Source organism: Leifsonia sp. NPDC102414, assembly GCF_044765685.1.
Taxonomy (GTDB): domain Bacteria; phylum Actinomycetota; class Actinomycetes; order Actinomycetales; family Microbacteriaceae; genus Leifsonia.
This window is the reverse complement of the sequence record NZ_JBIWKN010000003.1, coordinates 167154-192257: the sequence shown is the minus strand read 5'-3', so window position 1 is coordinate 192257 and position 25104 is coordinate 167154. Positions and strand designations below refer to the sequence as shown.

22 protein-coding genes are annotated in these 25104 nt (G+C 69.2%); 7 read left to right on the top strand and 15 right to left on the bottom strand.

Translation table 11 applies throughout. The features are described from left to right. Positions 1-125 precede the first annotated feature (125 nt). Complete coding sequence (locus tag ACIRCZ_RS13695; RefSeq protein ID WP_402854013.1) at positions 126-1595, bottom strand: MFS transporter; 1470 nt, start codon at positions 1593-1595, stop codon at positions 126-128. A 36-nt stretch (positions 1596-1631) separates the two neighbouring features. On the opposite strand from ACIRCZ_RS13695, the gene soxR reads away from it, so the two are divergent. After that, positions 1632-2081 (top strand): redox-sensitive transcriptional activator SoxR, encoded by a 450-nt coding sequence (gene soxR, locus ACIRCZ_RS13690; RefSeq protein ID WP_402854010.1) that lies wholly within the window; start codon positions 1632-1634, stop codon positions 2079-2081. Between the two features lie 4 nt (positions 2082-2085). Here soxR and ACIRCZ_RS13685 read toward each other — a convergent pair whose 3' ends face one another. From ACIRCZ_RS13685 to ACIRCZ_RS13635, 11 genes are all read right to left on the bottom strand, one after another. Then, on the bottom strand, positions 2086-3066 hold the full coding sequence (locus tag ACIRCZ_RS13685; RefSeq protein ID WP_055890426.1) for a LacI family DNA-binding transcriptional regulator: 981 nt from the start codon (positions 3064-3066) through the stop codon (positions 2086-2088). A gap of 125 nt (positions 3067-3191) precedes the next feature. Continuing rightward, entirely contained in the window at positions 3192-4529 is a 1338-nt protein-coding gene (locus tag ACIRCZ_RS13680; RefSeq protein ID WP_402854007.1) for an APC family permease, read from the bottom strand. A 49-nt stretch (positions 4530-4578) separates the two neighbouring features. Then, complete coding sequence (locus ACIRCZ_RS13675) at positions 4579-6684, bottom strand: glycosyltransferase family 39 protein (protein WP_402854005.1); 2106 nt, start codon at positions 6682-6684, stop codon at positions 4579-4581. After that, the gene (locus ACIRCZ_RS13670; RefSeq protein WP_402854002.1) at positions 6681-7982 is read right to left on the bottom strand and encodes a glycosyltransferase; all 1302 of its coding nucleotides are present in this window, start codon (positions 7980-7982) and stop codon (positions 6681-6683) included. Before ACIRCZ_RS13670 ends, ACIRCZ_RS13675 begins: the two co-directional genes overlap by 4 nt. Positions 7983-8074: 92 nt before the next feature. Beyond that, complete coding sequence (locus ACIRCZ_RS13665; RefSeq protein ID WP_055890417.1) at positions 8075-8353, bottom strand: hypothetical protein; 279 nt, start codon at positions 8351-8353, stop codon at positions 8075-8077. A 69-nt stretch (positions 8354-8422) separates the two neighbouring features. Next, entirely contained in the window at positions 8423-9565 is a 1143-nt protein-coding gene (locus ACIRCZ_RS13660) for a glutamate--cysteine ligase (RefSeq protein WP_402853999.1), read from the bottom strand. Then, on the bottom strand, positions 9562-10074 hold the full coding sequence (locus ACIRCZ_RS13655; RefSeq protein WP_402853996.1) for a GNAT family N-acetyltransferase: 513 nt from the start codon (positions 10072-10074) through the stop codon (positions 9562-9564). The genes ACIRCZ_RS13660 and ACIRCZ_RS13655 overlap by 4 nt, the downstream gene beginning before the upstream one ends. A gap of 7 nt (positions 10075-10081) precedes the next feature. Beyond that, positions 10082-11398, bottom strand: a complete 1317-nt coding sequence (locus ACIRCZ_RS13650; protein ID WP_402853994.1) for a sodium:proton exchanger — start codon at positions 11396-11398, stop codon at positions 10082-10084. A gap of 294 nt (positions 11399-11692) precedes the next feature. Continuing rightward, a complete protein-coding gene (locus tag ACIRCZ_RS13645) occupies positions 11693-12379 on the bottom strand; it encodes an alpha/beta fold hydrolase (protein WP_402853991.1) in 687 nt (228 codons plus the stop codon). A gap of 34 nt (positions 12380-12413) precedes the next feature. Continuing rightward, positions 12414-13553: a cystathionine gamma-synthase gene (locus ACIRCZ_RS13640; protein WP_402853988.1), complete on the bottom strand. Its 1140-nt coding sequence runs from the start codon at positions 13551-13553 to the stop codon at positions 12414-12416. Positions 13554-13573: 20 nt separating this feature from the next. Then, entirely contained in the window at positions 13574-14938 is a 1365-nt protein-coding gene (locus tag ACIRCZ_RS13635) for a cystathionine beta-synthase (RefSeq protein ID WP_402853986.1), read from the bottom strand. A gap of 49 nt (positions 14939-14987) precedes the next feature. Here ACIRCZ_RS13635 and ACIRCZ_RS13630 point away from each other — a divergent pair, with 49 nt between their 5' ends. Further along, positions 14988-15656, top strand: coding sequence for a metal-dependent transcriptional regulator (locus ACIRCZ_RS13630; RefSeq protein WP_402853982.1), 669 nt, complete (start codon positions 14988-14990; stop codon positions 15654-15656). A gap of 5 nt (positions 15657-15661) precedes the next feature. Here the strand turns inward: ACIRCZ_RS13630 and ACIRCZ_RS13625 are convergent, their stop codons facing one another. Further along, entirely contained in the window at positions 15662-16927 is a 1266-nt protein-coding gene (locus tag ACIRCZ_RS13625) for an Nramp family divalent metal transporter (RefSeq protein ID WP_402853979.1), read from the bottom strand. 38 nt (positions 16928-16965) lie between these two features. Further along, complete coding sequence (locus ACIRCZ_RS13620; protein ID WP_055890403.1) at positions 16966-18852, bottom strand: ABC transporter ATP-binding protein; 1887 nt, start codon at positions 18850-18852, stop codon at positions 16966-16968. 136 nt (positions 18853-18988) lie between these two features. On the opposite strand from ACIRCZ_RS13620, the gene ACIRCZ_RS13615 reads away from it, so the two are divergent. From ACIRCZ_RS13615 to ACIRCZ_RS13595, 5 genes are all read left to right on the top strand, one after another. Next, positions 18989-20272 (top strand): ABC transporter substrate-binding protein, encoded by a 1284-nt coding sequence (locus ACIRCZ_RS13615; RefSeq protein ID WP_055890401.1) that lies wholly within the window; start codon positions 18989-18991, stop codon positions 20270-20272. A gap of 83 nt (positions 20273-20355) precedes the next feature. Further along, positions 20356-21390, top strand: coding sequence for a carbohydrate ABC transporter permease (locus ACIRCZ_RS13610; RefSeq protein WP_055890399.1), 1035 nt, complete (start codon positions 20356-20358; stop codon positions 21388-21390). Next, positions 21390-22304, top strand: a complete 915-nt coding sequence (locus ACIRCZ_RS13605) for a carbohydrate ABC transporter permease (protein ID WP_055890397.1) — start codon at positions 21390-21392, stop codon at positions 22302-22304. Before ACIRCZ_RS13610 ends, ACIRCZ_RS13605 begins: the two co-directional genes overlap by 1 nt. A 2-nt stretch (positions 22305-22306) precedes the next feature. Further along, positions 22307-22555 carry a hypothetical protein gene (locus ACIRCZ_RS13600; RefSeq protein WP_055890395.1) on the top strand — a complete coding sequence of 83 codons (249 nt, stop codon included), beginning with the start codon at positions 22307-22309 and terminating at the stop codon, positions 22553-22555. Positions 22556-22570: 15 nt separating this feature from the next. Next, positions 22571-23578 carry a LacI family DNA-binding transcriptional regulator gene (locus tag ACIRCZ_RS13595; RefSeq protein WP_402853973.1) on the top strand — a complete coding sequence of 336 codons (1008 nt, stop codon included), beginning with the start codon at positions 22571-22573 and terminating at the stop codon, positions 23576-23578. Between the two features lie 245 nt (positions 23579-23823). Here ACIRCZ_RS13595 and ACIRCZ_RS13590 read toward each other — a convergent pair whose 3' ends face one another. Further along, positions 23824-25062: an MFS transporter gene (locus tag ACIRCZ_RS13590; RefSeq protein ID WP_055890391.1), complete on the bottom strand. Its 1239-nt coding sequence runs from the start codon at positions 25060-25062 to the stop codon at positions 23824-23826. Positions 25063-25104: the final 42 nt, after the last annotated feature.

Sequence of the window (25104 nt, the reverse complement as noted above, 5' to 3'; positions counted from 1 at the left end):
GAGGTGAACCGGGCGTGTCGTCGTGTGACCTCGGAGTATCGTCGCGGCGGCGGACGGCTGTCGCTCGGCCCCGCGGTTCGGGAGCCGTCCGGCTGCCGCCGCGACGAGTCTGGATGGGTGCCGCGTCAGCGGCGCGACACCAGGATGCGCGGGCCTGCCGCCCACGACGCCAGGCACAGGATGCCCGTGAAGGCGAACGCTCCCACGAACGGCCACGCGCCGCCCAGTCCGGCGAGCGCCGCGAAGACGATCGCGGTCGCCGCGAGCGAGATCGACGAGCCGATCGCGTCCGCGATGGACAGCGCCGAGCTGTTGAAGCCCTGGTTCTCGATCGTCGAGTACTCCAGCGTGAGCACGCCCAGCCTCGGGTACAGGATGCCCATGCCTGCCCCCGCGAACGCCCAGCCGAGCACCACGATCACCGGCGGGAGGTGGAAGAGCGCCGTCAGCAGCAGCGAACCGACCGCGATGCTGAGTCCGGCGGAGCCGAGCATCGCCGCCGTGCTGTTGCGGATCGCGGGGAACCTGCCCTGCACCCATGACGCCGCCGCCCAGCTCACGCCTGCAGCGGTCAGAGCGAGGCCGGAGAGGGCCGCCGTGAAACCGAACTCCGTCACCAGCAGCAGCGGGACGTAGACCTCGGCGGCGAAGAACGTCCCCGCGACGATCGCGCGCACCAGGATCACGCTCGGCAGGCCGCGGGCCGCGCGGAGCGCCCGTGCAGGCAGCAGCGGACGGATGGCGAACAGCGCGACGGCCACGGCGAACACGGGCGCGATCCACTGCACGGGGCCGCGCGCCTCCGCCGTCAGGTTGAGCGCGAGCACCGCGACAGCGACGAGCACGGCCCAGCCGATGCGCCGCAGGTCGAGCGGTGGACGCTCCTCGCCATCGGCAGGCCGGTGCACCCCGCGCATCGCGGGCACCACCATCAGCATCGCGAGCACCACCAGGGCGACGACGCCGAGGAACACCCAGCGCCACCCGACCGACTCGGCGAGCGCCCCCGCGATCAGCGGTCCGATCAGCGACGGGATGACCCAGGCCGCCGCGAACCCGGCGAAGATCTTGGCGTGCAGCGACGCGGGATAGACGCGGGCGACGATCACATACAGCGCCACCGTCAGCGCCCCTCCGCCGAAACCGTGGATGAGCCGGCCCGCCACGAAGACGCCCATGTTCTGGGCTGTGCCCACCACGAGCAGCCCGGCCACGAACATCCCGACGGAGGCGAACAGCGCGTTCCTCGGGCTGCCCCTGTCGCACCATGCACCCGCGAGCACCATGCCGACCACGCTGACGGCGAGCGGGCCGGCGAACGCGAACGCGTACAGGCTCGCACCGTGGAGCTCGCGGCTCACGGTGGGCATGATCGTGGTGACGGCGAGCGCTTCGAACGCCGCCAGCATGATGAGGGCGCACATCCCGATGCTCACCCAGCGGTACTGCTGGCTCAGCACACCCCCTGGCGGAGAGAGATCGGCGACTGCGGCGCCCTGCTGTTCCGGCGCACCCTGCCGTTCCGGCGCATCGGGCTGAACGGCCGCGCCCGGCTGCGCTGGCGCGCCCGTGCGGTCGATGTCGTCACTGGTCATGGTGCGAGCCTATGACCTCAACTACGGTTGAGGTCAATGAACCCGTCCGAACCGATCCTCAGCGTCGGCGACCTGGCCGCGCGCAGCGGCGTCGCCGTGTCCGCCCTGCACTTCTACGAGCGGCAGGGCCTCATCAGCAGCGAACGCACGGCGGGCAACCAGCGGCGCTATCGGAGGGACGTGCTGCGTCGGGTGGCGTTCATCCGGGTCTCGCAGCGGGTGGGCGTGCCGCTCGCCGAGATCCGGATCGCGCTCGATTCGCTACCGGAGGAGAGGACGCCGACCAAGAAGGACTGGGCACGGCTCTCGCGGCTGTGGCGGGATGCGCTCGACGACCGCATCCGGGATCTCGAGCACCTGCGCGACGACCTCACGGGCTGCATGGGATGCGGGTGCCTCAGCCTGCGCACCTGCGCGCTGCAGAACCCGTCGGACGAGCTCGGCGGCAGCGGACCAGGACCGCGCAGATGGATGGACGACGACTGACCGGTCAGCGCGGCGCGGCGGTGGAGGCGCGCACGATGAGCGCCGGTTGCACGTTGCCGGGGTGCGGCTCCTCCGTCGACTCGATCTCGGCGACCAGCCTGGCGACGCAGCGGCGGCCCAGCTCGGCGAAGTCCTGCCTGACCGTCGTGAGCGGCGGACAGAAGTGCGCAGACTCCGGGATGTCGTCGAAGCCGACGATGCTGAGGTCGCCGGGGATGTCCCTGCCGAGGTCGCGCGCAGCGTGCATGACCCCGAGGGCGAGCTGGTCGTTGGAGGCGAACACGGCCGTGATGGTCAGGTCGGCGAGCAGTTCCAGACCGGCGACGTAGCCGGACTGCGCAGACCAGTCGCCGCGGATCGGCGGGAGAGCATCGAGCCCGGCCGAGCGCAGCTCCTCCTCGAAACCGCGCACCCTGGCCTGCGCTTCGATCCAGCCGAGGGGCCCGGAGACGTGGGCGATCCTGCGGTGCCCGAGGTCGATCAGGTGGCGGGTGGCGGCGCGGGCTCCGGCGATCTGGTCGACCGACAGCTCCTTCTCCGCGTATTGCGCACCCGCCTGCAGCGTCACGTACGGAACGTCGAGGCTGGTGGCGATCTGGTCGAGCACCCGTTCCTGCGGGGCGATCACGACGACGCCCTCCACAGCCTGCGCGAGCAGGTGGTCGATCCCGTCCGCGATGCTCTCCGCACTGAGGTCGGCGAGCTGCGCCACGGTGACGTAGTACCCAGCTTCGCGTCCGGCGTTCTGGATCGCGCCCATGCTCGACACCGGGCCGTACAGCGCGGCGGCGGAGGAGGTGAGCACCCCGATCGTGTTCGACCTGGCGGTGACCAGCGCTCTCGCTGCGCGGTTCGGCCGGTAGTGCAGCGCATCCATCGCCTGGACGACCCTCTCGCGCGTCGACGCCCGGATGCTCGGGTGCCCGTTCAGCACGCGCGACACGGTCTGGTGCGATACTCCGGCGACGCGCGCGACATCGCGCATACTGGCGGCCCTGCCCGCGCCTTCCTCGTGCGTCACCCCCCAATTATGCGTGCCGCACCACGCGTTCGAGTCCGGAGTTGTTCAGGCCAGACCCCGGCGCGTCGCCTGAACAGGTTCGGACTCGATCATCGGGGAGCGGAGGGGGTGGGGGCGGGACGTGAGTGACGGCGGGGGCGGATGAGGACGGCAGCCATCGCGAGGGCGAGCGGGAAGACCAGGTGCCAGCCGGCGAGGAGGAGGAGGCCGGCCGCGAAGACGCAGGACGCGAGCGACATCCACCAGCCGACCGACCGGCGCGGCAGCAGCACGAGCGCCGAAGCGACGCCGAGCGCATAGACCGCCGCGGCGATGCTCGTGTGCACGAGGATGAACGGCTGCAGGTCGCCGCTGGCGAGCACCACCGCGGAGTACGCCGCCATGATCACGGCGGACAGCAGCAGGCCGCGACGCGCGATGCCGCCGTTCTCCGCACCGCGCCCGAACCAGCGCGGCAGGTCGCCGTCGCGCCCCATCGCGGCGCCCAGCTTGCTGAACGCCGCCAGGTACGCGTTGAACACCCCGGTGACCACGATGGCAGCGATGACCGCCACCACGATCCCGCCTCCCCTGCCGGACGACACCACCACCAGGTCGAGCAGAGGCACGGCACTGGTGGATGCGCGTCCGCCGAGCACCAGGACCGTCACCGTCTGAATCGCCAGGTACGCGACGGACACGATCACGAGCGCCAGCGCCGTCGCCCGCGGGATGTCCCGCTTCGGGTTGCGGAACTCCCCACCGATCCCCGCCACGGCCTCCCATCCGGCGAACGCCCAGATGTAGAGGTTCATCGCGAGGCCGACGCCCTCCCAGCCGTGCGGCAGCAGCGGCTGCAGGTTGGCCGGGTTCGCGTGCGGGACGGCGGCGGCGAGCACGAAGACGAGCACGGCGACCAGTGCGGCCGACAGCACCAGCTGCAGCCACCCGGCGAACCGCACGCCGAACGCCGTCACGATGACCGGGATGACCATGAGACCGATGGCGATGAGCGTGGTGGTCAGCGCATCCCCGCCGATGACCGCGACCACATACCTGGCCGTCATCAGTGCGGCGATCGGCGCCCCGATCGGCGTTCCGAAGAAGAACCAGTAGCTGATGACGCGGGCGGCGGTCGGGCCGAAGGCGCGTCTGGCGAAGGTCGCGACGCCGCCGGCATCCGGATGCCGGCGTGCGAGCGCCGCGAACGTGGCGGCCAGCGGAATGGAGATGACGGCGAGGGCGGCGACCGCGATGATCGAGCCCGGCCCGGCCACCGACGCGGCGAGCGCCGGAAGCACGAGGATGCCTGTGCCGAGGACGGCGGCGACGTACAGCGCCGTGCCGCCGGCGACGCCAAGGTGCCCGCGCGGTTCGGCGGTATCCCCCGGTCGGCCATCGTCGTGGTCGCCCCGGGCGCGCGCGATCGAGGGCCCGCTTTCCGTCATGTCTCCATGATGGCGCGGACCCCCGACATCGCCTATTGCGGCCGCCGGTCTACCTGGTGAGGTCGTAGACCGTCGTGCTCCCGACCGTCGTCGCCGTGAAGTTCTGCTCCACCCAGCTCGCGATGGCACTGGATGCGCTGCTCCCTCCGTTCGCCTGCCCGACGCCGCCCGCGATGAAGTAGTGGATCTTCCCCGCGGCGACGTACGCCATGAACTGCGCGAGCGTCGGCGAAGGGTCGGAGCCGTTGAAGCCGCCGATGGGCATGACGGCCTCCTGCGTCGCGAGCTGGTATCCGGCCGCCGAGTTGGAGCCGATCGCCGCAGCGACCCAGGTGTACGACGACGCGTCGGACTTCAGCAGAGCGCTGAGTTGCGAGCTGACGGCCGAGGAGCCGAGGAGGCCGCCCATCCCGCCGCCCTGAGCGGTGCCGCCGGTGGTGGTCCCTGCGCCGCCCTGCGTCGTTCCGGTCCCGCCGGGAGGCGCGAACCCACCGCCTGCACCACCGGTGCCGCCCGTTCCTCCTGCGGCCCCCGTCCGTCCGGGAGCCGCGCCTGGTCCTCCCGCGCCTCCCTGCGCCCCGCCGAAGCCGCCGCGGCCCGCACCTCCGCCAGGGCCGCCCATCGACCCGGAGACTGTCGGGCCTGCGGTCACGATCGAGCCGGTGTGGGGCGTCGCCACGGTCTCCACCGAGTACGCGGCGGGGGCGAGCAGTGCGGCGACGAGCGTGGTGGCGATGGTGGCTCCCGCGAACATCCGACCGCGCGGAGGCAGCACGAGCAGTACCGCCCCGACGATCGCCAGCACCAGCACCACCGCCTTCAGCCAGGGCAGCCAGTCCGCCGCCCTGTCGAGCAGCACCCACGCCCACACCGCCGTGCCTATCAGCGTCACCGCCGACAGGATGCGCACCCAAGGCTTCTCCCTCGCCGACCAGGCCGCAGCGGCCCCGATGGCGACGGTCCCCGCCAGTGCCGGAGCGAGAGCGACGGTGTAGTAGGCGTGGAAGATCCCGGCCATGAAGCTGAACGCGAGGGCCGTGACGATCAGCCACCCGCCGAAGAGCAGCAGCGTCGCCCTGCGCGCGTCCGTCCGCTTCGCCGCCCGGTCGAGCACCAGCGCGAGCACGAACAGCACCAGGGCGGCGGGCAGCAGCCAGGCGATCTGGCCGCCGATCTCGTTCTCGAACAGACGCAGGATGCCGGTGGCTCCCCACATCCCTCCGCCAGCGGTCGTCCCGCCGCCACCGGTGACACTGCCTGTCTCGTCGCCGGTGAGGCGACCGAGCCCGTTGTAGCCGAACGTCAGCTCCAGGAAGCTGTTGGTCTGCGATCCGCCGATGTACGGGCGCATGGACGCAGGCACCAGCTCGACGACGGCGACCCACCAGCCCGCAGACACGATCACCGCGCCGAGGGCGGCGAACAGGTGACCGAACCGCTTCCTCCAGGAGACCGGAGCCACGGCCAGGTAGGCACCGGCCAGCACAGGGAGGATGAGGAACGCCTGCAGTTGCTTCGTCAGGAAGCCGAATCCGACCGCCACCCCTGCCAGCAGCAGCCAGCGCATCCGGCCGGACTCGATGGCGCGGAGAGTGAAGTAGACGGATGCGGTCAACAGGAGCACCAGCAGCGCATCCGGGTTGTTGAACCGGAACATCAGAACGGCGACCGGTGTGATCGCCAGCACACCGCCCGCGAGCAGCGCGGTCTGCGCCGAGTAGTGCCTCCGTACGATGCAGTAGACGATGGCGACGGTCGCGACACCCATCAGCGCTTCCGGCACCAGGATGCTCCACGAGCTCAGCCCGAACAGCCGCACCGAGAGCGCCATGATCCACAGGCTCGCCGGCGGCTTGTCGACCGTGATCGAGTTGGCGGCGTCGCTCGAGCCGTAGAAGAACGCCTCCCAGTTGACGCTCCCCGCCTGCACGGCCGCCGAGTAGAACGAGTTCGCGTAGCCGCTCGCCGCCAGATCCCACAGGTAGAGGAGCGCTGCGACGCCGAGCAGACCGAGCAGAGCTGGACGCTCCCAGGCGGCGCTCCCCACCCTTCCCCGGATGAGCCGGCGTCCGGCCGCTTTAAGCCGTCCTCCGGCTGTCGGCTGTTCGGAGGCGGGGTATGTCACCGCCGGGTGGTCCTGCGTCGTGGTGGTCATGATCCGTTCGCTTCCTGTCGGAGATCGGTGGTGTGCAGTGCGTAGTCCCGCATCGACTCGATCGGGATGGGAGGGGCAGCGTCCACCGCTGGCGGTGCGGCGCTGGGAGCCGGGCGACGGGATGCTCGGAACACCCAGAGCCGCAGGAGCACGAACCGCACGAGGGTCGCCACGAGGTTCGCGACCGTGAGCACGATCAGCTCCGCCCTGGCTCCTGCACCCGGCGCCGACAGGTGCAGCACGGCGAGCGATCCTGCGGTCATCCCCCAGGCGACCCCGAAGACGATCAGCCCCTGGAACTGGTGCCGCACGGCACCGCTCCTGCCCCTGACCCCGAACGTGAACCTCCTGTTCGCCCCGGTGTTCGCGATCGTGGTGATCAGCAGCGCGGCGAAGTTCGCGAGTTGCGCGGGGATCAGCCCCTGCAGCAGCAGATACAGCACCGCGTACGCGGCGGTCGACAGCACGCCGACGACGCCGAAGCGCACCACCTGCCCGAAGAAGCTCGGCGGTCTCGGCGGGTCGAACGGCCGCCTCCCGAGCTCCGCGTACACGGACTCGAGCGGGATGCGGCCGCGCGCGATGTTGCTGCCGACCCTGAGCATCCCCTTGAGGTCTGCTCGCGCCGTCGACACGATGTCGACAGAGCTGTCCGGATCGTCCACCCAGTCGACGGGGATCTCGTGGATGCGCAGCCCGGCCCGCTCAGCCAGGATCAGCAGTTCGGTGTCGAAGAACCACGCGTCGTCCTCGACCAGCGGGAGGAGCCGGTGCGCCACCTCCCGCCTGATGGCCTTGAACCCGCACTGTGCGTCGCTGAAGCCGACCGCCATCGTGCGACGCAGCAGCAGGTTGTAGCTGCGGGAGATGAACTCGCGCTTGCCGCCGCGGGTGACCCGCGCGCTTCGGCCGAGCCTGGTGCCGATGGCGAGGTCGGAGTGGCCGGAGAGCAGCGGAGCGACGAGCGGTGGCAGGGCGGCGAGGTCGGTGGAGAGGTCTTCGTCGAGGTAGACGAGCACGTCGGCCGGCGACGAGCCCCACACCAGCTTGAGCGCGCGACCCCGGCCCTTCTGCGGGAGGTGCACCGCGACGACGCCGGGGAGTTCGCCCGCGAGCGCGTCGGCGATCTGTGCGGTCGCGTCCGTACTCGCGTTGTCGGCGATCGTGATGCGCCAGGTCTGGTCGATTTCGCGGGTCAGGTAGGCGTTGAGCTGACGGATGGACTGTTCGAGCGTCGCCTGCTCGTTGTAGACGGGCACGACGATGTCGAGCGACAGGGGTGAGAGTGTGTGCGACATGAGGACAACCCTCACGTCGTTACATTCCTGTGACCTTTGCTGACCCTATGCGGGGTGAATGCATCTCCTCCGCGGTCGCTATGCGCCGCCGGTCAGAGTCCTGCGTGCGCCGCGAGCACCTCCACTGCGAGCCGCCAGTCCGACGCCGGAACGCCGTCGCCCACCTCTGTGCCCTCCTCCTCGCCGGGGAGTCGCGCAACGAACCGCGGCCACGCCTCGCCGTCGAGGTGCACCTCCTCGATCAGGCCGAGGTACTCTCCGCCGTAGTAGACCTCCCACGCCGCGGTCGCCGTCGGGCTGTACATGAGTGTGAGCGGCGTCGTGCCGTAGCTGTAGACCGCGTGCTGGTGGTCGAGCTGCTTCCCGGTCATGTCCGGCAGAGTATTCGCAAACACCGCGGTGCGATAGCGGGTGTTGAGCCGTATTGCGCCGACCGCGGATCAGAGCACGGACAGGTCGTCGCCCGACCTGCTCAGCTCGTGCGTCGCATCCACCGCTGCGGAGACCACGTCCTCGAGGCTCCCACGCACGGCGAACGCCGCCCGCTGCCTGCCGGCCCCTCCGCCTGCAGCGACGATGCGCTCGAGCCCGTCGCGCACCAGCTCCAGGTCGCCGTTCGCCTCGAGGGCGGCTCCGATGTGGGCGAGCAAGGCGTCCAGCGCGTCAGCGATGGATGCGCCGGCCCCGTGCTGTGGATGCGGCAGCCTGCCCTGCGTGCCGGTCAGCGCCGCCTGCCACCCGGCCAGCCGCAGCGCAGCGGACGGCAGATCGGAGGGTTGCACACCCACGTGCCACTCCTCCGCCGCCGTGTCGACCAGCGCGCGGATGATGGCGGCGAGGACCACGGCGTCCCGCGCATCCAGGCAGACGTCCGCGATGCGCACTTCGACCGTCGGCTGCTTGTGCGACAGCCGGGCGTCGAGGTAGACCATTCCGTAGTCGAGGATGACGCCGGTGTCGACGAGCACCCGTTCGAACCGGTCGTACTCCTCCACTGATCCGAACACCTCCGTGGGCCCTGCGCTCTGCCACTGGTGCCAGGTGAGGAAGCGGAAGCTCGCGTACCCGGTGTCCGCGCCGTCCGCGAACGGCGAGTTGGCGCTCAGCGCGAGGATCACGGGCAGCCAGGTGCGGATGCGGTCGAGCACAGCGACGCCCTCCTCGCGCGACGCGATGCCGACGTGCACGTGGCAGCCGCAGACGAGCGTCTTGTGAGCGGTGGCCCCGTACCTCCGCATCATCTCGCCGTAGCGCTCCTTCTCCGTGGGATGCGGCTGGACGGGCAGCGGAGACATCGCCAGCGCCGCCGCGCGCACGCCGAGAGGGCGGACCAGCTGGTCCGCGCGCTCCCTGCCTGCCACGATGTCGGCCAGGAGGTCGCCGGTGGAGGTCAGCGGCCTGGTCTGCGTCTCGAGCATCTCCTGGTGGATCTCCGCGGCCACTTCCGGGGCGGCCTCTCCGTGGCCGCGCCCCGGCTCGTCGTCGCCCGCCGCCGCGGCGAGCGCCTGGGGTGCGACGGCTCGCGGGGCGCCGGTGTGCTCGTCGACGAGCAGCAGCTCTTCCTCCACCCCGAAAGTCCTCATGCACCAACTATCCGCGCCAGCACCTGCCCTGGCCAGTCCCCCACCAGGAACGTGTCTGTCGTGACGTAACCGCACGACTCATAGAACCTCACCAGGTCGCCCGTGCCTCCCGCGTAGCAGTCGACGCGCAGCATCCGGACGCCCGCCGCTTTCGCCTGCTCGTCGGCGAACGCGAGGAGCGCCCTGCCCGTGCCCTTCGCTCGCGGGTCGCGGGAGCCGATCAGCACTTTCACGTAGAGCTCCGGCTCTGTCGCCGCAGGGACATAGTCGGTCGCATCGCCGAGGATCAGCGCCCCGACGACCCCCGCATCCGGATGCTCGGCCACCCACGCGCCCGGCTCCGCGACCCAGCCGGTCACCCTGTCCACCTGCTTCTGCTGGGTGGAGAACGGTTCCGTGCCCCACTGCCGGGTGTTCCCGATGCTGACGAACCAGGCGATGGCGTCGTCGAAGAGGCGGAGGACCGCCGTGGCATCGGCTGCGGTGGCGGGGCGGATGGTCGTCGTCATCCCTCGATCATCCCGCGCGCTCCTCCTCCAGCACGGCAGGCGCTTCCCGTTTCCCGAACCGGAACGGCGCCGCGAGCGTCGGCAGCAGCGTGCGCCTGCGCAGGACGAACAGGGTGACGGCGAGCACTGCATACACGGCGGACACGATCAGGCGCGCCTCCGTCGTGGTGAACACGAACGTCGCGGCGAACAGGACGAACAGGGCGACGGCCCAGCGCCCGCTGAACCGGAGGGTGAGCAGCATGGCCACCCCCAGGATGGTCTGCGTCGCCGTCAGGGTGAACTCCTCGACCTGGCGCCCATCCATCGGAAGGGCGAGACCTCCGCCGCCGATGAGGTGCGCGATCGGGAGGGTGCCGACCAGCGCCGTCCACTGGTTGACCTTGCTGGCGAGCAGGATGCCGATGCCCATCGCCGCCTTGCCGCGCAGGGCGAAGATCACCGCGATCACGAACTCGGGGGCTTCGGACGCAAGCGGCGCCAGCCACTGCACCAGCAGGAAGTCGTCGATGCCGAGCGACCGGCCGCCCTCGACGAGGCTGTTCGCGAACGGTTCGGCGAGCAGCAGGATGATCACGGCGGCGAGCACGAAGATCGCGATGACGGTCGTCCGGCGGGCGCGGGTGGGCAGTGTGCCGATGCTGTGCGCGACGCCGATCAGCTCCGGCTCGTCGCTCTCCCCGGTCGACACCCGCCACAGGTAGTACGCGAACAGGGCGAGCAGCAGCACCCCGAGCACGACGTGGATCTGTCCGGTGAGCGGGATCAGCAGGGTGAGGACGGAGGCGACCAGCAGGAGGCCGAGCTCCACGCGGTTGTCGCGCGGCAGCACGATGGCGAACGGCGTGGCCTGCACGTCCGGATCGACAGGCGTGCGACGGCGCCGCGCTGCGCGGAAGGCGAGGAACGCGATCAGCAGGATGAACGGCCAGCCGAAGCCGAGCAGCAGCCGGTTGGAGCCTGTCATGTTCGCCGCCGCATACTGCGCCTGCGACGGGTCGGAGCCCGCGGTGAACGCGAAGTACAGGTCGATGGCGTATTCGGGCAGGATCGCGATGATCGCCAGCAGCCCCACCGCGAGGCCTCCGGAGATGTCGACCTCGGCGGCCTCCCCCGCCCACGCGAGGGCGAAGGCGGCTGCGACGATCGCGACGCCGAACGCGAGCACCCCGAGGAGCGGCGGGACGTGAACGCCGGTCAGCCGCAGGGCGACGCCCTGGGCGGCGATCAGCGCGACGATCCCGAGCGGGATGACGAGGCGGCGCCAGGTTGATGCGGGCGCCTGCGCTGTTCCTGGCGGTGCGGGACGGTGAGTATTCGACACGGGGAGACCCTTTCGATCACAGGCAGCGACCGAGAAGAGTGCAGGGGTGACTCGGTCGCCGTGAATGGCCGACCGAAGGTCTCGTTCGCCCGCACGGACTGTGCCGTTCGGGTGGGGCGCCGGGCAGGTCACCGTGACCCGCCAGTATGTCGACGCACCGCTTCGCCGTCTCGCGGCGGTGGGAACTACTCCCCTTCGATGCCTTCCATCCTGCCCGGATGCGCGCGATCCTGTGAACCGGCTGGGCACCTTCCCAGCGTTTAGGCCAGGCTGACACGGCGACTCAGGTCAGGCTCATTCCGCCGTTCGGCCGCCCGGCACGAGAAGCTCCACGATCTGCTCCGGATGCGCCAGGGCGGCGAGGTGCCCGCCAGGCACGCGGTGCGCATCCACGCCAAGTCGCTCGCGCGCGACCCGCTCCTGGAAGGCGGCGGGGAACAGCCGGTCGTCCTCGCCGACGATCACCGTGATGGGCACGTCCGGCCAGCCGGGGAAGTCGCACGCCTCTGCGAACATCTCCGCCGAGTCCGGCTCGCCCTCCTGCTGCTCGAGGCCGTCGCGCTCCTCCTGCGGAAGATCGTGGAGGAAGTAGAGGTCGAGGTCGAACTCGGCGTCGGGGTCGCGCCCCTCTGCGATGTCGTTCTCCCGCATGGCGGGGCCGTGACCGACCGCCTCCCACCAGCCTTCCGCCGACTCACCCGGCACGGGGATCATCGCGTTGAGGAACACGATGCGGCTCACCGGGAGCACCTGCGCCGCGAGTGCGGCCGTGAAGCCGCCCATCGACTGCGCGACGATCACCACATCGTCCGCGCCGTCCGCGGCAGCGACCGCCGCCGCCGTGTACTCGGCGAGCGCGTGGCCGTCTCCTGTCTCGAAGTCGACGGCGACCGCATCCAGCCCGCGAGCGCTGAGCTGCTCGGCGACGCGGTGCCAGACGTATCCGGCGCCGCCTGCGCCGGGAAGCAGGATGTACCGCATCAGCTGGTCAGCGTCCCCTCTGCGATGGTGGGTCCTAGCGCGAGAGCGCCTGATCGATGTCCGCGAGGAGGTCGGAGACGTCTTCGATGCCGACGGAGAGGCGGATGACGTTGTCTGGAACCTCGAGTTCCGTGCCGCGAACGGAGGCGTGCGTCATCTCGCTCGGGTAGCCGATCAGCGACTCGACCCCTCCCAGGGACTCGGCGAGCTGGAACACCTCTGTCGACTCCGCGAACCGGCGCGCAGCGTCGGCCCCTCCGCTGAGCGCGACGGACAGCATTCCGCCGAAGCCGCTCATCTGGCGGGCGGCCAGCTCGTGGCCAGGGTGGGTCGGCAGGCCGGGGTAGTAGACGGCGTCGATCCCAGCGCGGCCGACCAGGGTCTCCGCGATGGCCTGCGCGTTCTCGGTGTGACGCTGCATCCGCACGGCGAGCGTCTTGATGCCGCGCGTGGTGAGCCACGCATCCATCGGCGCAGACACGGCACCGGCGGCGAACTGGATGAACTGCACCTTGCTCGCCAGCTCCTCATCGGAGAAGACGAGGGCGCCGCCGAGCACGTCGGAGTGGCCGCCGAGGTACTTGGTGGTCGAGTGCGCCACCACGTCCGCGCCGAGCGACAGCGGCTGCTGCAGCGCGGGGGATGCGAACGTGTTGTCCACGACGACCAGCGCGCCGACCGCGTGGCCGAGCTCCGCCAGCGCCGCCATGTCGCTGATCTTCATCAGCGGGTTGCTCGGCGTCTCGATCCAGAGCACGCGGGTGCGGTCGGTCTGCAGGGCAGTGCGCACCGCATCCAGGTCGGTGAGGTCCACCGTGGTGTTGCGGATGCCCCACGCGCCGTGGATGCGGTTGATCAGCCTGTGCGTCCCGCCGTACACGTCGTTGCCGAGCACCACGTGGTCGCCCGGCTGGAGCACGGCACGGAGCAGGGCGTCCTCGGCGGCGAGGCCGGACGCGAACGACAGCGCGCTCGTGCCGCCTTCGAGGGCGGCGAGCAGCGTCTCGAGCGAGGTGCGGGTGGGGTTGCCGCCCCTGCTGTACTCGTAGCCGCCGCGGAGGCCGCCGACGCCGTCCTGCACGAAGGTCGAGGTCTGGTAGATCGGCGGGATGATCGCGCCGGTCGTGGGGTCGAACTCCTGGCCGACGTGGATGGCCTGTGTTGCGAACTTCATGGTTCTGTCTGCTGTTCTTTCTATTCGCTGAGGAAGTTGAGGAGGTCCTGCCTGGTGAGCACGGCGACGGGCTTGCCGTCCTCCGTCACCAGCAGGGCGTTCTCGGTCGCGAGAGCCGCGCGGGCCGCGCTGACCGACTCGTTGACGCCGATCAGCTGGAACGGGTCGCCCACGTGAGCGCCGACGTCGTCCGTCATCGCGGCACGGCCGCTGAACACGGCATCCACCAGTGAGGTCTCGTCGAGCGCCCCTGCCACCTCGCCCATCACCACGGGCGGTTCTGCGGTGAGCACCGGCAACTGCGATACGCCGTATTTGTTCATGATCTGGATGGCGTCGCGCACGGTCTCCGATGGATGCGTGTGCACCAGGTCGGGCAGGTCGCCGCGCTTGGTCTTGATGACGTCGTGCACCGTGGCCTCGTCCGGCACGTCGCTGAAGCCGTACGACCGCATCCACTTGTCGTTGAAGATCTTGGCGAGGTAGCCGCGTCCGCCGTCCGGCAGGATCACCACGACGATGTCGTCAGCGGTGAGGTCCTTCGCCGCGCGGAGCGCCGCGGCGACTGCCATGCCGCTGGAGCCGCCGACCAGGATGCCCTCCTCGCGCGCCAGCCGACGCGTGACGTGGAACGACTCTGCGTCGGAGATGGCGATGACCTCATCCACCACCGTGGGGTCGTACGCGCCTGGCCAGAAGTCCTCTCCGACGCCCTCGACCAGGTACGGCCGCCCCGTGCCGCCGGAGTAGACGGACCCCTCTGGGTCGGCGCCGATGACACGCACTGCGCCGTCCGACGCCTCCTTGAGGAAGCGGCCTGTGCCGCTGATGGTGCCGCCGGTTCCGACGCCGATGACGACGTGCGTCACCTTCTGGTCGGTGTCGCGCCAGATCTCTGGACCCGTGGTCTCGTAGTGGCTGCGTGGCCCGTTCGGGTTGAAGTACTGGTTGGGCTTGAAGGCGCCGGGGATCTCCGCCGCGAGCCTGTCGGAGACGCTGTAGTAGGAGTCTGGATGCTCCGGCGCCACCGAGGTCGGCGTCACCACGATCTCCGCCCCGTATGCGGTGAGGACGTTGCGCTTGTCCTCACCCACCTTGTCCGGAAGCACGAAGACGCACTTGTATCCGCGCTGCTGGGCGACGAGCGCGAGCCCGACGCCGGTGTTGCCGCTCGTCGGTTCGACGATCGTCCCGCCTGGCTTCAGCAGCCCTTCCTTCTCCGCAGCGTCGATGATGCGGGTTGCAATGCGGTCCTTCGACGAACCTCCGGGGTTCAGGTACTCGAGTTTGACGAGCACCGTCGCCGCGATTCCGTCGGTCAGCCTGTTGAGCTTCACGAGCGGAGTGTCGCCGACCAAGTCGATGATGGTCTCTGCGTAATTCACGCGACCAACCGTAACAGTGCCGCGTGCGGACCGCCCGTAGAATTACGTCATGCCAGTGTCCGACCTCTCGACCGTGGCCCAGGATTACCTCAAAGTGATCTGGTCGGCGACCGAATGGTCGGAGACCCCGATCACCGTCAAGCAGCTCGCAGAGCGCCTGGGCGTGCGCGCAGCCACCATCTCCGACGGCATCCGCCGCCTCGTCGACCAGGGGATGCTCGTGCACGAGCCGTACGGCGGAATCGAGCTGACGGAGACCGGCCGCCATCACGCCGTCGCGATGGTGCGCAGGCACCGGCTGCTGGAGACGTTCCTGGTGGAGGAGCTCGGCTACGGCTGGGACGAGGTGCACGACGAGGCGGAGGTGCTCGAGCACGCGGTCTCCGACGGGCTGATCGACCGCATCGACCGCAGGCTCGGCTTCCCGTCCCGCGACCCGCACGGCGACCCCATCCCGACCGCGGACGGCACGGCCCACCGGCCGGACGCGACGCCCCTGCTCGCCGCCCGCACCGGCGTGCGGCTGACGGTGTCGCGCATCTCCGACGCCGAGCCGGCCATCCTGCGATACCTCGCCGAGCGCGGCATCGTGCCGGACGCCGAGCTGAGCGTCGACGAGCACCGCGAGTTCGCCGGCGACGTCACCGTGCGGCTGGGCGACGCGGAGATCGTGCTCGGCCAGACGGCAGCCGGCGCGGTGTGGGTGACGGGCGACTGACCTCGTCAGCCGACCCACTCCCCCACTGTCAGCACCACCAGCGCGATGTTGAGCACCACCACGAGGGTCGCGATCCCGACCCCTGCCACGCGCATCCAGACACTGTCCGCCCTGTCTCCCATCACGGCCTTCGACCCGGTGAGCCTCAGGAGCGGGATCATCGCGAACGGGATGCCGAGGCTCAGGAACACCTGGCTGACCACGAGCGCCCACGTCGGTTCGACGCCGAGCGCGAGGATCGCGATGGCGGGGATGAGCGTCACCACCCTGCGCGTCAGCAACGGGATGCGCACCGTCAGCAGCCCCGCCATGATCGTCGCCCCCGCATAGCTGCCGACCGAGGTGGATGCGAGCCCTGACGCGAGCAGGCCGACTGCGAACGCGATCCCCACCACGGGGCCGAGGGCTGCCGTGATCGCGGCGTGCGCCCCCTCGATCGTGTCGGTTCCCGCGGCACCGCCGAGGGAGGCTGCGGCGAGCAGCAGCATGGCGATGTTCACGGCCCCGGCGAGCACGAGGGCGGCCACGACGTCGACGCGGGTGGCCCGCAGCAGCCTGCGACGCGCATCCGGAGTGGTGGCGTGGCCGTGCCTGTCGCGGGCGAGGGCGGAGTGCAGGTAGATCGCGTGCGGCATCACCGTGGCGCCAAGCATGCTCGCCGCGAGCAGGACGGTCGGGGCGCCGTCGAACCGGGGAACGAGTCCGCCTGCCGCCGCGCCCCAGTCGACTGGGCTCACGAACAGGCCGGCGAGGAAGCCGATCGAGATCACGCCGAGCAGCCCGAGGATGACCGCCTCGAACGGCCGCTGCCCCCTGCGCGACTGGATGGCGAGGATGCCGATCGCGACAACGCCGACGACCAGGCCGCCGAGCGGAAGCGGGAGGCCGAACAGCAGATTGAGCGCGATGGCTCCGCCGATCACCTCCGCCAGGTCGGTCGCGGCGGCGACCAGCTCCGCCTGCACCCAGAACGCCCGCCTGCCCCCGGTGCCGAGGCGTGCGCCGAGCAGTTCGGGAAGGCTGCGGCCCGTGACGATCCCGAGCTTCGCCGACTGGTACTGCACGAAGACAGCGATCACGTTGGCTGCGACCAGTACCCAGACGAGCAGGTAGCCGTACTGTGCGCCAGCGGTGAGGTTGGCGGCGACGTTCCCGGGGTCGACGTAGGCGATGGCGGCCACGAACGCCGGCCCGAGCAGGAACCAGAGGCGGGTGGACGGGCGGCGCGCGCGGGAGGAGCGCTGCTCCTTCGCCGTCACCGCATCCGCCATTGCAAGCCCCTAACTGAATTGTTAGGCAAGCCTAACACTCAGTCGTCGAGCAGCGCGCCCTCCGTCTGCTCGCGGTAGAGGCCCGCGTACACGCCGCCGCGCTCCAGCAGTTCCCTGTGCGTTCCGTGCTCGACGAGCTGCCCGTGGTCGATCACGAAGATGACGTCGGCCGCGACGATCGTGGACAGCCGGTGGGCGATCGCGATGGTGGTCCTGCCCCTGGATGCGGTGTCGAGCGCCTGCTGCACCACCCGCTCCGAGATCGAGTCGAGGGCGCTGGTCGCCTCGTCGAGGATCAGCACCTCCGGGTCTTTGAGCAGCACCCTGGCGATCGCGATGCGCTGCTTCTCCCCACCGGAGAGCCGGTAGCCACGCTCTCCGACGAGCGTGTCGTAGCCGTCGGGGAAGCTCGCGATCGTCTCGTGGATATTCGCCTTCCTGGTGGCCTCCTCGATCTCCGCCTGCGTCGCATCCGGCCTGGCGTATCGAAGGTTCTCCGCGATCGTGGCGTGGAAGAGGTATGTCTCCTGGCTCACGATGCCGATGTGCGAGACCAGGGAGTCCTGCTGCAGCGACCTGATGTCCGTGTCGCCGAACAGGATGCGTCCGCTCGTCGCGTCGTAGAACCGCGGGATGAGGTACGAGACGGTCGTCTTGCCTGCACCGGACGGGCCGACGAACGCGGCGAATTCGCCGGGCTCGATCACGAAGGAGACGTCGTCGAGGGTGTTCCTCTCCCCCTCGCGCGCATCGGGGTAGCGGAACACGACGTGGTCGAATTCGACGCGGCCGAGGTCCCGCTCCGGGTCGACGGGGGTCGCATCCTGACGGTCGGAGATGGCCGGCTTCAGGTCGAGGTATTCGAAGATGCGGGCGAATAGCGCGCCGGAGGTCTGCAGGTCGAGCGCCACCCGCATCAGGGCGAGCAGCGGGAACAGGAGCCTGGCCTGCACGGTGGTGAACGCCACGATCGTGCCCGCGGTGATGTCGGTGGCGCCGCCGAGCACGAGCCAGCCGGACACCAGATAGACGATGGCGGGGATGGACGACAGGAAGATGTTCACCATCGCGAAGAACCACTGACCGCTCATCGACTGCGACACCTGCAGCCGGATCTGGTTCTCGTTCTCGTCGGAATACCGGCCGACCTCGGCGGCCTGCCTGTTGAAGCTCTTCGAGAGCAGGATGCCGGACACGCTCAGCGTCTCCTGCGTGATCGCCGTCATATCGGACAGCGACTCCTGCGTCTTCGTCGCGATCCGCGCGCGCACCTGGCCGACCCTGCGCTGCGCGATGACCAGGATCGGCATCAGGATGACGGCCACGATGGTGAGCTGCCAGTTGAGCAGGATCATCGCGACGAACGCCGCGATCACCGTCACAGTGTTGCCCAGGATGCTCGACATCGTGTTGGTGAGGACGTTGGCCACACCGCCGACGTCGTTCTGCAGCCTGGACTGGATGATGCCCGTCTTCGTCTTGGTGAAGAAGCTCAGCTCCATCGATTGCAGGTGCGAGAACAGCCGGACCCGCAGCGCGCCCATCACCTTGTTGCCCACCGACGAGGTCAGATAGGTCTGCCACACGCCGAGCAGCGCCGACCCGACGAACACCACGATCATCACGACGACGATCGTGATCAGCGCCTCCATGTCCGGCTTGCCGCTCTTCGGGAACAGCCCATCGTCGAACGCCCGCTGGGTGAGCAACGGGGGCACCACCGACAGTGCCGCTCCGATGAGCACGAGCACCATCGTGACGATGATCGCGGTCTTGTGGGGGGCGAAGAGCGTCGTGATGCGCCGGAACAGGTGCGGGATCTTGGGCGCCGTCGCGTTCAGCGCTTTCTGCGCCTCCGCGTCTCCGCCGCTCACCCGGCCGCGACCGCCGCCTCCACCGCCGGCCATGCCGCGCATCCCGCTCATGGTTTCAGCGTAGACCCGGCGTGACACAACCGTGATGCAAGCGCTTGACGTAAACGCTTGCATTGCACCCGCACACGGGGGTAGCGTCCGTGCAGGGCGCACCCGCGCCTGCACCAAGAGCTCAACGAGGAGTGAAATGAAAGCAGCACGTCTCTCGGTGATCGCCGGAGTGGCCGTCGTCGGCCTCGCGCTGGCGGGATGCACCGGTGGTGGTTCAGGGGGCAGCGGGGGCGGGGACGCCAGCGCCAACCTCACGTCGAAAGGCCCGATCACCTACGTTCAGGGCAAGGACAACTCGAACGTCGTCCGCCCGCTCGTCGACAAGTGGAACGCGGCCCACCCGGATGAGAAGGTCACCTTCAAGGAGCAGTCCGACCAGGCGGACCAGCAGCACGACGACCTCGTCCAGCACTTCCAGGCCAAGGACTCCGGCTACGACGTCGTCGACGTCGACGTCGTGTGGACAGGCGAGTTCGCCGCCAAGGGCTGGCTGCAGCCGCTGACCGGCGACCTCAAGATGGACAACTCGGCGCTTCTGGCACCGACCGTCAAGTCCGGCACGTACAACGGCACCCAGTACGCGGCGCCGCAGACCTCGGACGGCGGCATCCTCTACTACCGCAAGGACCTCGTTCCGACGCCGCCGAAGACCTGGGACGAAATGCTCAAGGACTGCGACATCGCCAAGGCGAAGGGCATCGGCTGCTACGCAGGACAGTTCGCCAAGTACGAGGGTCTGACGGTGAACGTGGCTGAGGCGATCAACACCAACGGAGGCACCATCGTCGGCGACGACGGCAAGACCGTCACCGTGGACAGCTCCGAGGCCAACGCCGGACTCACCCGTCTGACCGACGGCTTCAAGAACGGGCAGATCCCGGCTGAGGCCATCACATACCAGGAGGAGCAGGGACGCCAGGCGTTCGAGGCAGGCAAGCTCCTGTTCCTGCGCAACTGGCCGTACGTGTACAACCTGGCCAAGACGGACGGCAGCTCGACCGTGAAGGACACCTTCGGAATCGCACCGCTTCCCGGCGTCACCGCCGACAAGCCGGGCGTCTCCAGCCTCGGTGGTCACAACGCGGCGATCAGCGTCTACTCGAAGCACAAGGCGACAGCGTTCGCGTTCCTCAAGTTCCTGCAGAGCGAAGAGACCCAGAAGTTCTTCGTGACCCAGGGCTCGCTGGCTCCCGTGCTGTCGTCGCTGTACGACGACGCGAGCCTGAACACGCAGCTGCCGTACCTGTCGACCCTGAAGACGTCGATCGAGAACGCCGTCCCGCGTCCCGTGTCGCCGTTCTACCCGGCCATCACGAAGGCGGTGCAGGACAACTCCTACGCAGCGCTGAAGGGTGACAAGTCGGTCGACCAGGCGCTGAAGGACATGGCTGCGGCCATCAAGACCGCGAGCGCCGGATAACCCGACCGGATGCGGCCACCGGGCGGCGGGAACTCTCCCGCCGCCCGGTCCCCTTCCCCTGAACCCCGTCTCGGAGGCCTCACATGTCAACGTCGAACGTCGTCGCCCCGCCAGGAACCCAGAACCCCAAGTCGCCGCAACTGCGCGCCGGGGTGAAGAAGAACCGCCGTCAGCAAGGTCGCTGGGCGCTCTATCTCATCCTCCCCACCCTGGTCCTCCTCGCTGTCGTCATCGGTTACCCGGTCGTCAGCGCGATCATCATGTCCTTCCAGAAGGACGCCGGACTCGACCCGGCCACCGGCCTGTTCGTGCAGGGCGGCTTCGCCGGATTCCAGAACTACGCGCACTGGCTGTTCCAGCAGTGCGCAGGCCCCAACGGCGAGAGCATCACCTGCCCGCCCGGCAACCTGGGCTCGCAGTTCTGGAACGCCGTCTTCGTCACGTTCTTCTTCACCGTCACCACCGTGGTCCTGGAGACCGTGCTCGGGATGTGGTTCGCCTTCATCATGAACCGCACCTTCCGCGGCCGCGGCCTCGTCCGCGCCGCCATCCTGGTGCCGTGGGCCATCCCGACCGCCGTCACCGCGAAGCTCTGGTACTTCATCTTCTCGGTCGCCGGCATCGCCAACGCCGTGCTCGGCGCGCACATCCTCTGGACGAGTGATGAGTGGGCATCCAGGTTCGCGGTGATCATCGCCGACACCTGGAAGACGACGCCGTTCATGGCCCTGCTCATCCTGGCCGGGCTGCAGATCATCCCGGAGGAGGTGTACGAGGCCGCCAAGGTCGACGGCGCCACCACCTGGCAGCGGTTCTGGCGGGTGACGATGCCGCTGGTGAAACCGGCTCTGCTCGTCGCCGTGCTGTTCCGCGTGCTCGACGCCCTCCGCATCTACGACCTGCCAGCGATCCTCACCGGCGGAGGTGGTGGCACCGGTAATGCCACGACCACCCTCTCCATCCTCGTGGTCGATCAGATCAGGCAGGGCTTCAACAGCGCCTCCGCCCTGTCGACGATCACGTTCATCCTCATCTTCCTCGTGGCGTTCATCTTCGTCAGGTTCCTCGGGACCAACGTCGTCAGAACCCAGGAAGCCCAGCAGAAGGGAGCGAAGTGATGACCACCGTCGCCGGGCCGGCAGCTGCCACCGCCGAAGCGAACGCCCTCCCCCGCACCAAGCAGAAGTCCAAGACGAAGTCGCGCCAGCGCAACGCGGGCATCCGCACCGGGATCAGCGCGATCATCATCGTGCTCTGGTGCCTGCTGCCGTTCTACTGGATGGTCGTGACCTCGTTCCGCGATGTCGGGTACACCTTCGACACCACGCCGTGGTTCACCCACTTCACCTGGGACAACTACGCGACGGCGTTCTCCACCAAGCTCGGCAACCATCTCGGCCAGGCGCTCCTGAACTCGCTGTTCATCGGAGCCTGCGTCACGATCATCGCCCTCCTGGTCGGCACGTTCGCCGCGTACGCGCTCGCCCGCCTCGAATTCAAGTTCAAGGGCATCGTGCTCGGGCTCATCCTCGGTGCGTCGATGTTCCCCGGCGTCGCCCTCATCACGCCGCTGTTCCAGCTCTTCACGAACATCGGCTGGATGGGCACGTACCAGGCCCTGATCATCCCGAGCATCTCGTTCGTGCTCCCGCTGACGGTCTACACGCTCACCTCGTTCTTCCGCGAGATGCCGTGGGACCTGGAGGAGGCGGCACGAATCGACGGATGCACGCAGGCGCAGGCCTTCCGGAAGATCATCCTGCCGCTCGCCGCTCCCGCGGTGTTCACGACGGCGATCCTGGCGTTCATCTCCTCCTGGAACGAGTACCTGATCTCCAGTCAGCTGTCGAGTGACGCCACGCAGCCCGTCACCGTCGCCATCGCCTCCTTCGCCGGCAGCCAGCCGCACCAGGAGCCGTACACCGCCGTCATGGCGGCCGGCACGATCGTGACGGTTCCTCTGGTCATCCTGGTGCTGATCTTCCAGCGCCGCATCGTCGCCGGGCTCACCGCCGGTGGTGTGAAGGGCTGATCATGCGCTGGGACGATTCGCTGGAAGTGGTCGACGTCGGCATCGGCATCGTCGGGTTCTTCGCGTTCGCGTTCCTGATCGTTACGATCGTGAGCGAGCTCACGGGCGCCGATGCCCTCGGCTGGGCATTGACACTGTTGGCTCTCGTTCTCATCCTCGTGCTCCTCTGGCAGGCGCGGCTCCGCATCGCGGCGTCGCGTCGGCCGGAGGGGGACGACGAACGCGTCACCATGCCCCACCAGGGCTCCTGACGACGAGGGACGAGCATGGCAGGGATCGACGAGGTCGCGCGCGCGACGGGCGTCTCGACGGCGACCGTGTCCAGGGCGCTGCGCGGGCTGCCGAACGTGTCGGACAAGACACGCGCTGCCGTGCGGCGTGCGGCGGACGAGCTCGGCTACGTCGCCTCATCGAGCGCCTCCGGGCTGGCGAGCGGCCGGACGCTCGCGATGGGCGTCGTCGTCCCTTCGGTGAGCCGCTGGTTCTACACGTCGGTCCTGGAGGGCGTCGACGCCGAGCTGCGCGCCGCCAGCTACGACATGATCCTGTTCAATCTGGGAGGGCACCGCGGCGACAGAGAGCGGGTCTTCCACCGCAGCATCCTGCGCAAGAGGACGGACGCTCTGCTCGCGCTGTGCCTCGACTTCACGGCGGATGAACGGCACCAGCTCGCCTCGCTCGGCCACCCGACCATCGTCGTCGGCGGGCCGGTGAAGGGACTGCGCAGCGTCGGCATCGACGAGAAGGCCACCGCGCGCATCGCCACGGAGCACCTGATCGGGCTGGGACACACGGACATTGCGCATATCGGCGGCGAGGACGAAGAGGGCCTGAACAAGCAGGTCCCTGTCGGACGCCTGCACGGCTTCCAGCAGGCGATGCGCGACGCCGGACTCCCCGTGCGGCCGGAGTGGGTGGTCCCCGGCGGGTTCTCCCTCCCGCTCGGGCGCGCGGCGATGAACGCCCTGCTCGACCGGCCTGGTCCGCGCCCGACCGCCGTCTTCGCCGCGTCGGACGAGATGGCGATGGGCGCGATGCTCGCTGCGGCCGATCACGGTCTCTCCGTGCCGGACGACCTGTCCGTGATCGGGATCGACAACCACGATTTCGCGGAGTCGTTCCAGCTCACGACGATGTCGCAGGACCCGTTCGATCAGGGGTCGGTGGCCACCCGCATCCTGCTGGACGAGCTGGCAGGCGGAGAACCGCGCAGCCGGTCCGTCCGCTCGAGCGCGAAACTCACGCTCCGCGGGTCGACGGCGCCACGGCCCTGAGCCTCGCTCATTCGCGTCCCGACACGCGCGGCGGCCTGCCTGATAGGTGCAGTGCTTACCGATCTGAAAGAATAGCCGAGCGAACGTCCGGCTGATCGTGCCTTTCGGGTAGGCGCGATCAACTGCTGTCGATGTCGCCCGTTCGTGAGCTCCTAACTCGGGAACGGGAAGAGCCGCCCTGCCTAGGAACAGGGCGGCTCTTCGAATTCGCGGACGCTGCGACCGAGGCTGCGCGCGCTTCGGCGTCAGACTGCGTCGCCGACGGACACGGCTTCCGCCTCCTCGACCCCCGACTCCTCGACGCCGTCGACCCGCTTGAGGTAGCGGTGCCCGGCCACGATCAGGATGACCGCGACCAGCACCGAGACGGCTCCTGCGAAGAACGGCGTCGCGGGCGAAATCGTGTCGGCCAGCAGCGTCGCCGCCGGCGGTGCGATGGCTCCGCCGAGGAACCGGACGCCGGAGTACGCACTGGATGCGACGGACCGAGGCAGGTCGGTGGCCTCCATCACGCACTCGGTGAGCACGGTGTTCAGCACGCCGAGCAGCAGGCCGCCGACGATGACGCAGACGATGAGTCCGACGAGCGAGCCGATCAGCAGGCCGGCGGCGAGCAGGTCGATGGCGAGCAGCGGCATCACGATCCAGAGCACCCTGGTGCGCGGCAGCCGCCTGGTGAGGAGCGGCGCACCCCAGACCGACGTGATCGCGAGCGCGACGCCCCACCCGAAGAAGATGAGGCCGAGCGAGATCGCGTCCTCGACGCCGAGCGGAACGAGGGCGAACGGCGTGTACGCCAGGAGCACGAAGAAGCCGATGTTGTAGAACAGGGCCGCGGCGGCGAGGAAGCCGAGCGCCGGCTTCGCCAGAGCCTTGAACGGCGCGCCCAGGCTGGTCGGCTGCGGCTTCTCCGGCGACTTCTTGAGCATCAGGACGATGGCGATGAAGCCGACCGCCATGAGGGTGGCCGTGCCGAAGAACGGTCCGCGCCAGCTCCAGCTGCCGAGCAGGCCGCCGAGCAGGGGGCCGATCGCGATGCCGAGACCGAGCGCGGCCTCGTAGAGGACGATCGCCGACGACGTTCCTCCCGCAGCCGCTCCCACGATCGTGGCGAGAGCGGTGGAGATGAAGAGCGCGTTGCCGAGTCCCCAGCCTGCGCGGAAGCCGATGATGGACTCGACGTTCTGGGACAGCCCTGCCGCGAGGGCGAACACGACGATCAGCGCCAGTCCGATGAGCAGGGTCTTCTTCGCTCCGATTCGGCTGGAGATCCAGCTGCTGAAGAACATCGCGATGCCGGTGATCAGCAGGTAGCTGGTGAACAGCATCTCGGTCTCGGTCGGGGTGGCCTGCAGACTCTTCGCGATCGCGGGGAGGATGGGGTCGACCAGTCCGATGCCCATGAAGGCGATGACGGAGGCGAAGGCGACGGCCCAGACGGCGGTCGGCTGCTTGAGGAGGTTGCTTGGTTTGTCGTGAGACATAGAGGTGATGGGCTCCGATGGTTCGGTGGTGGGTGGTGCTTT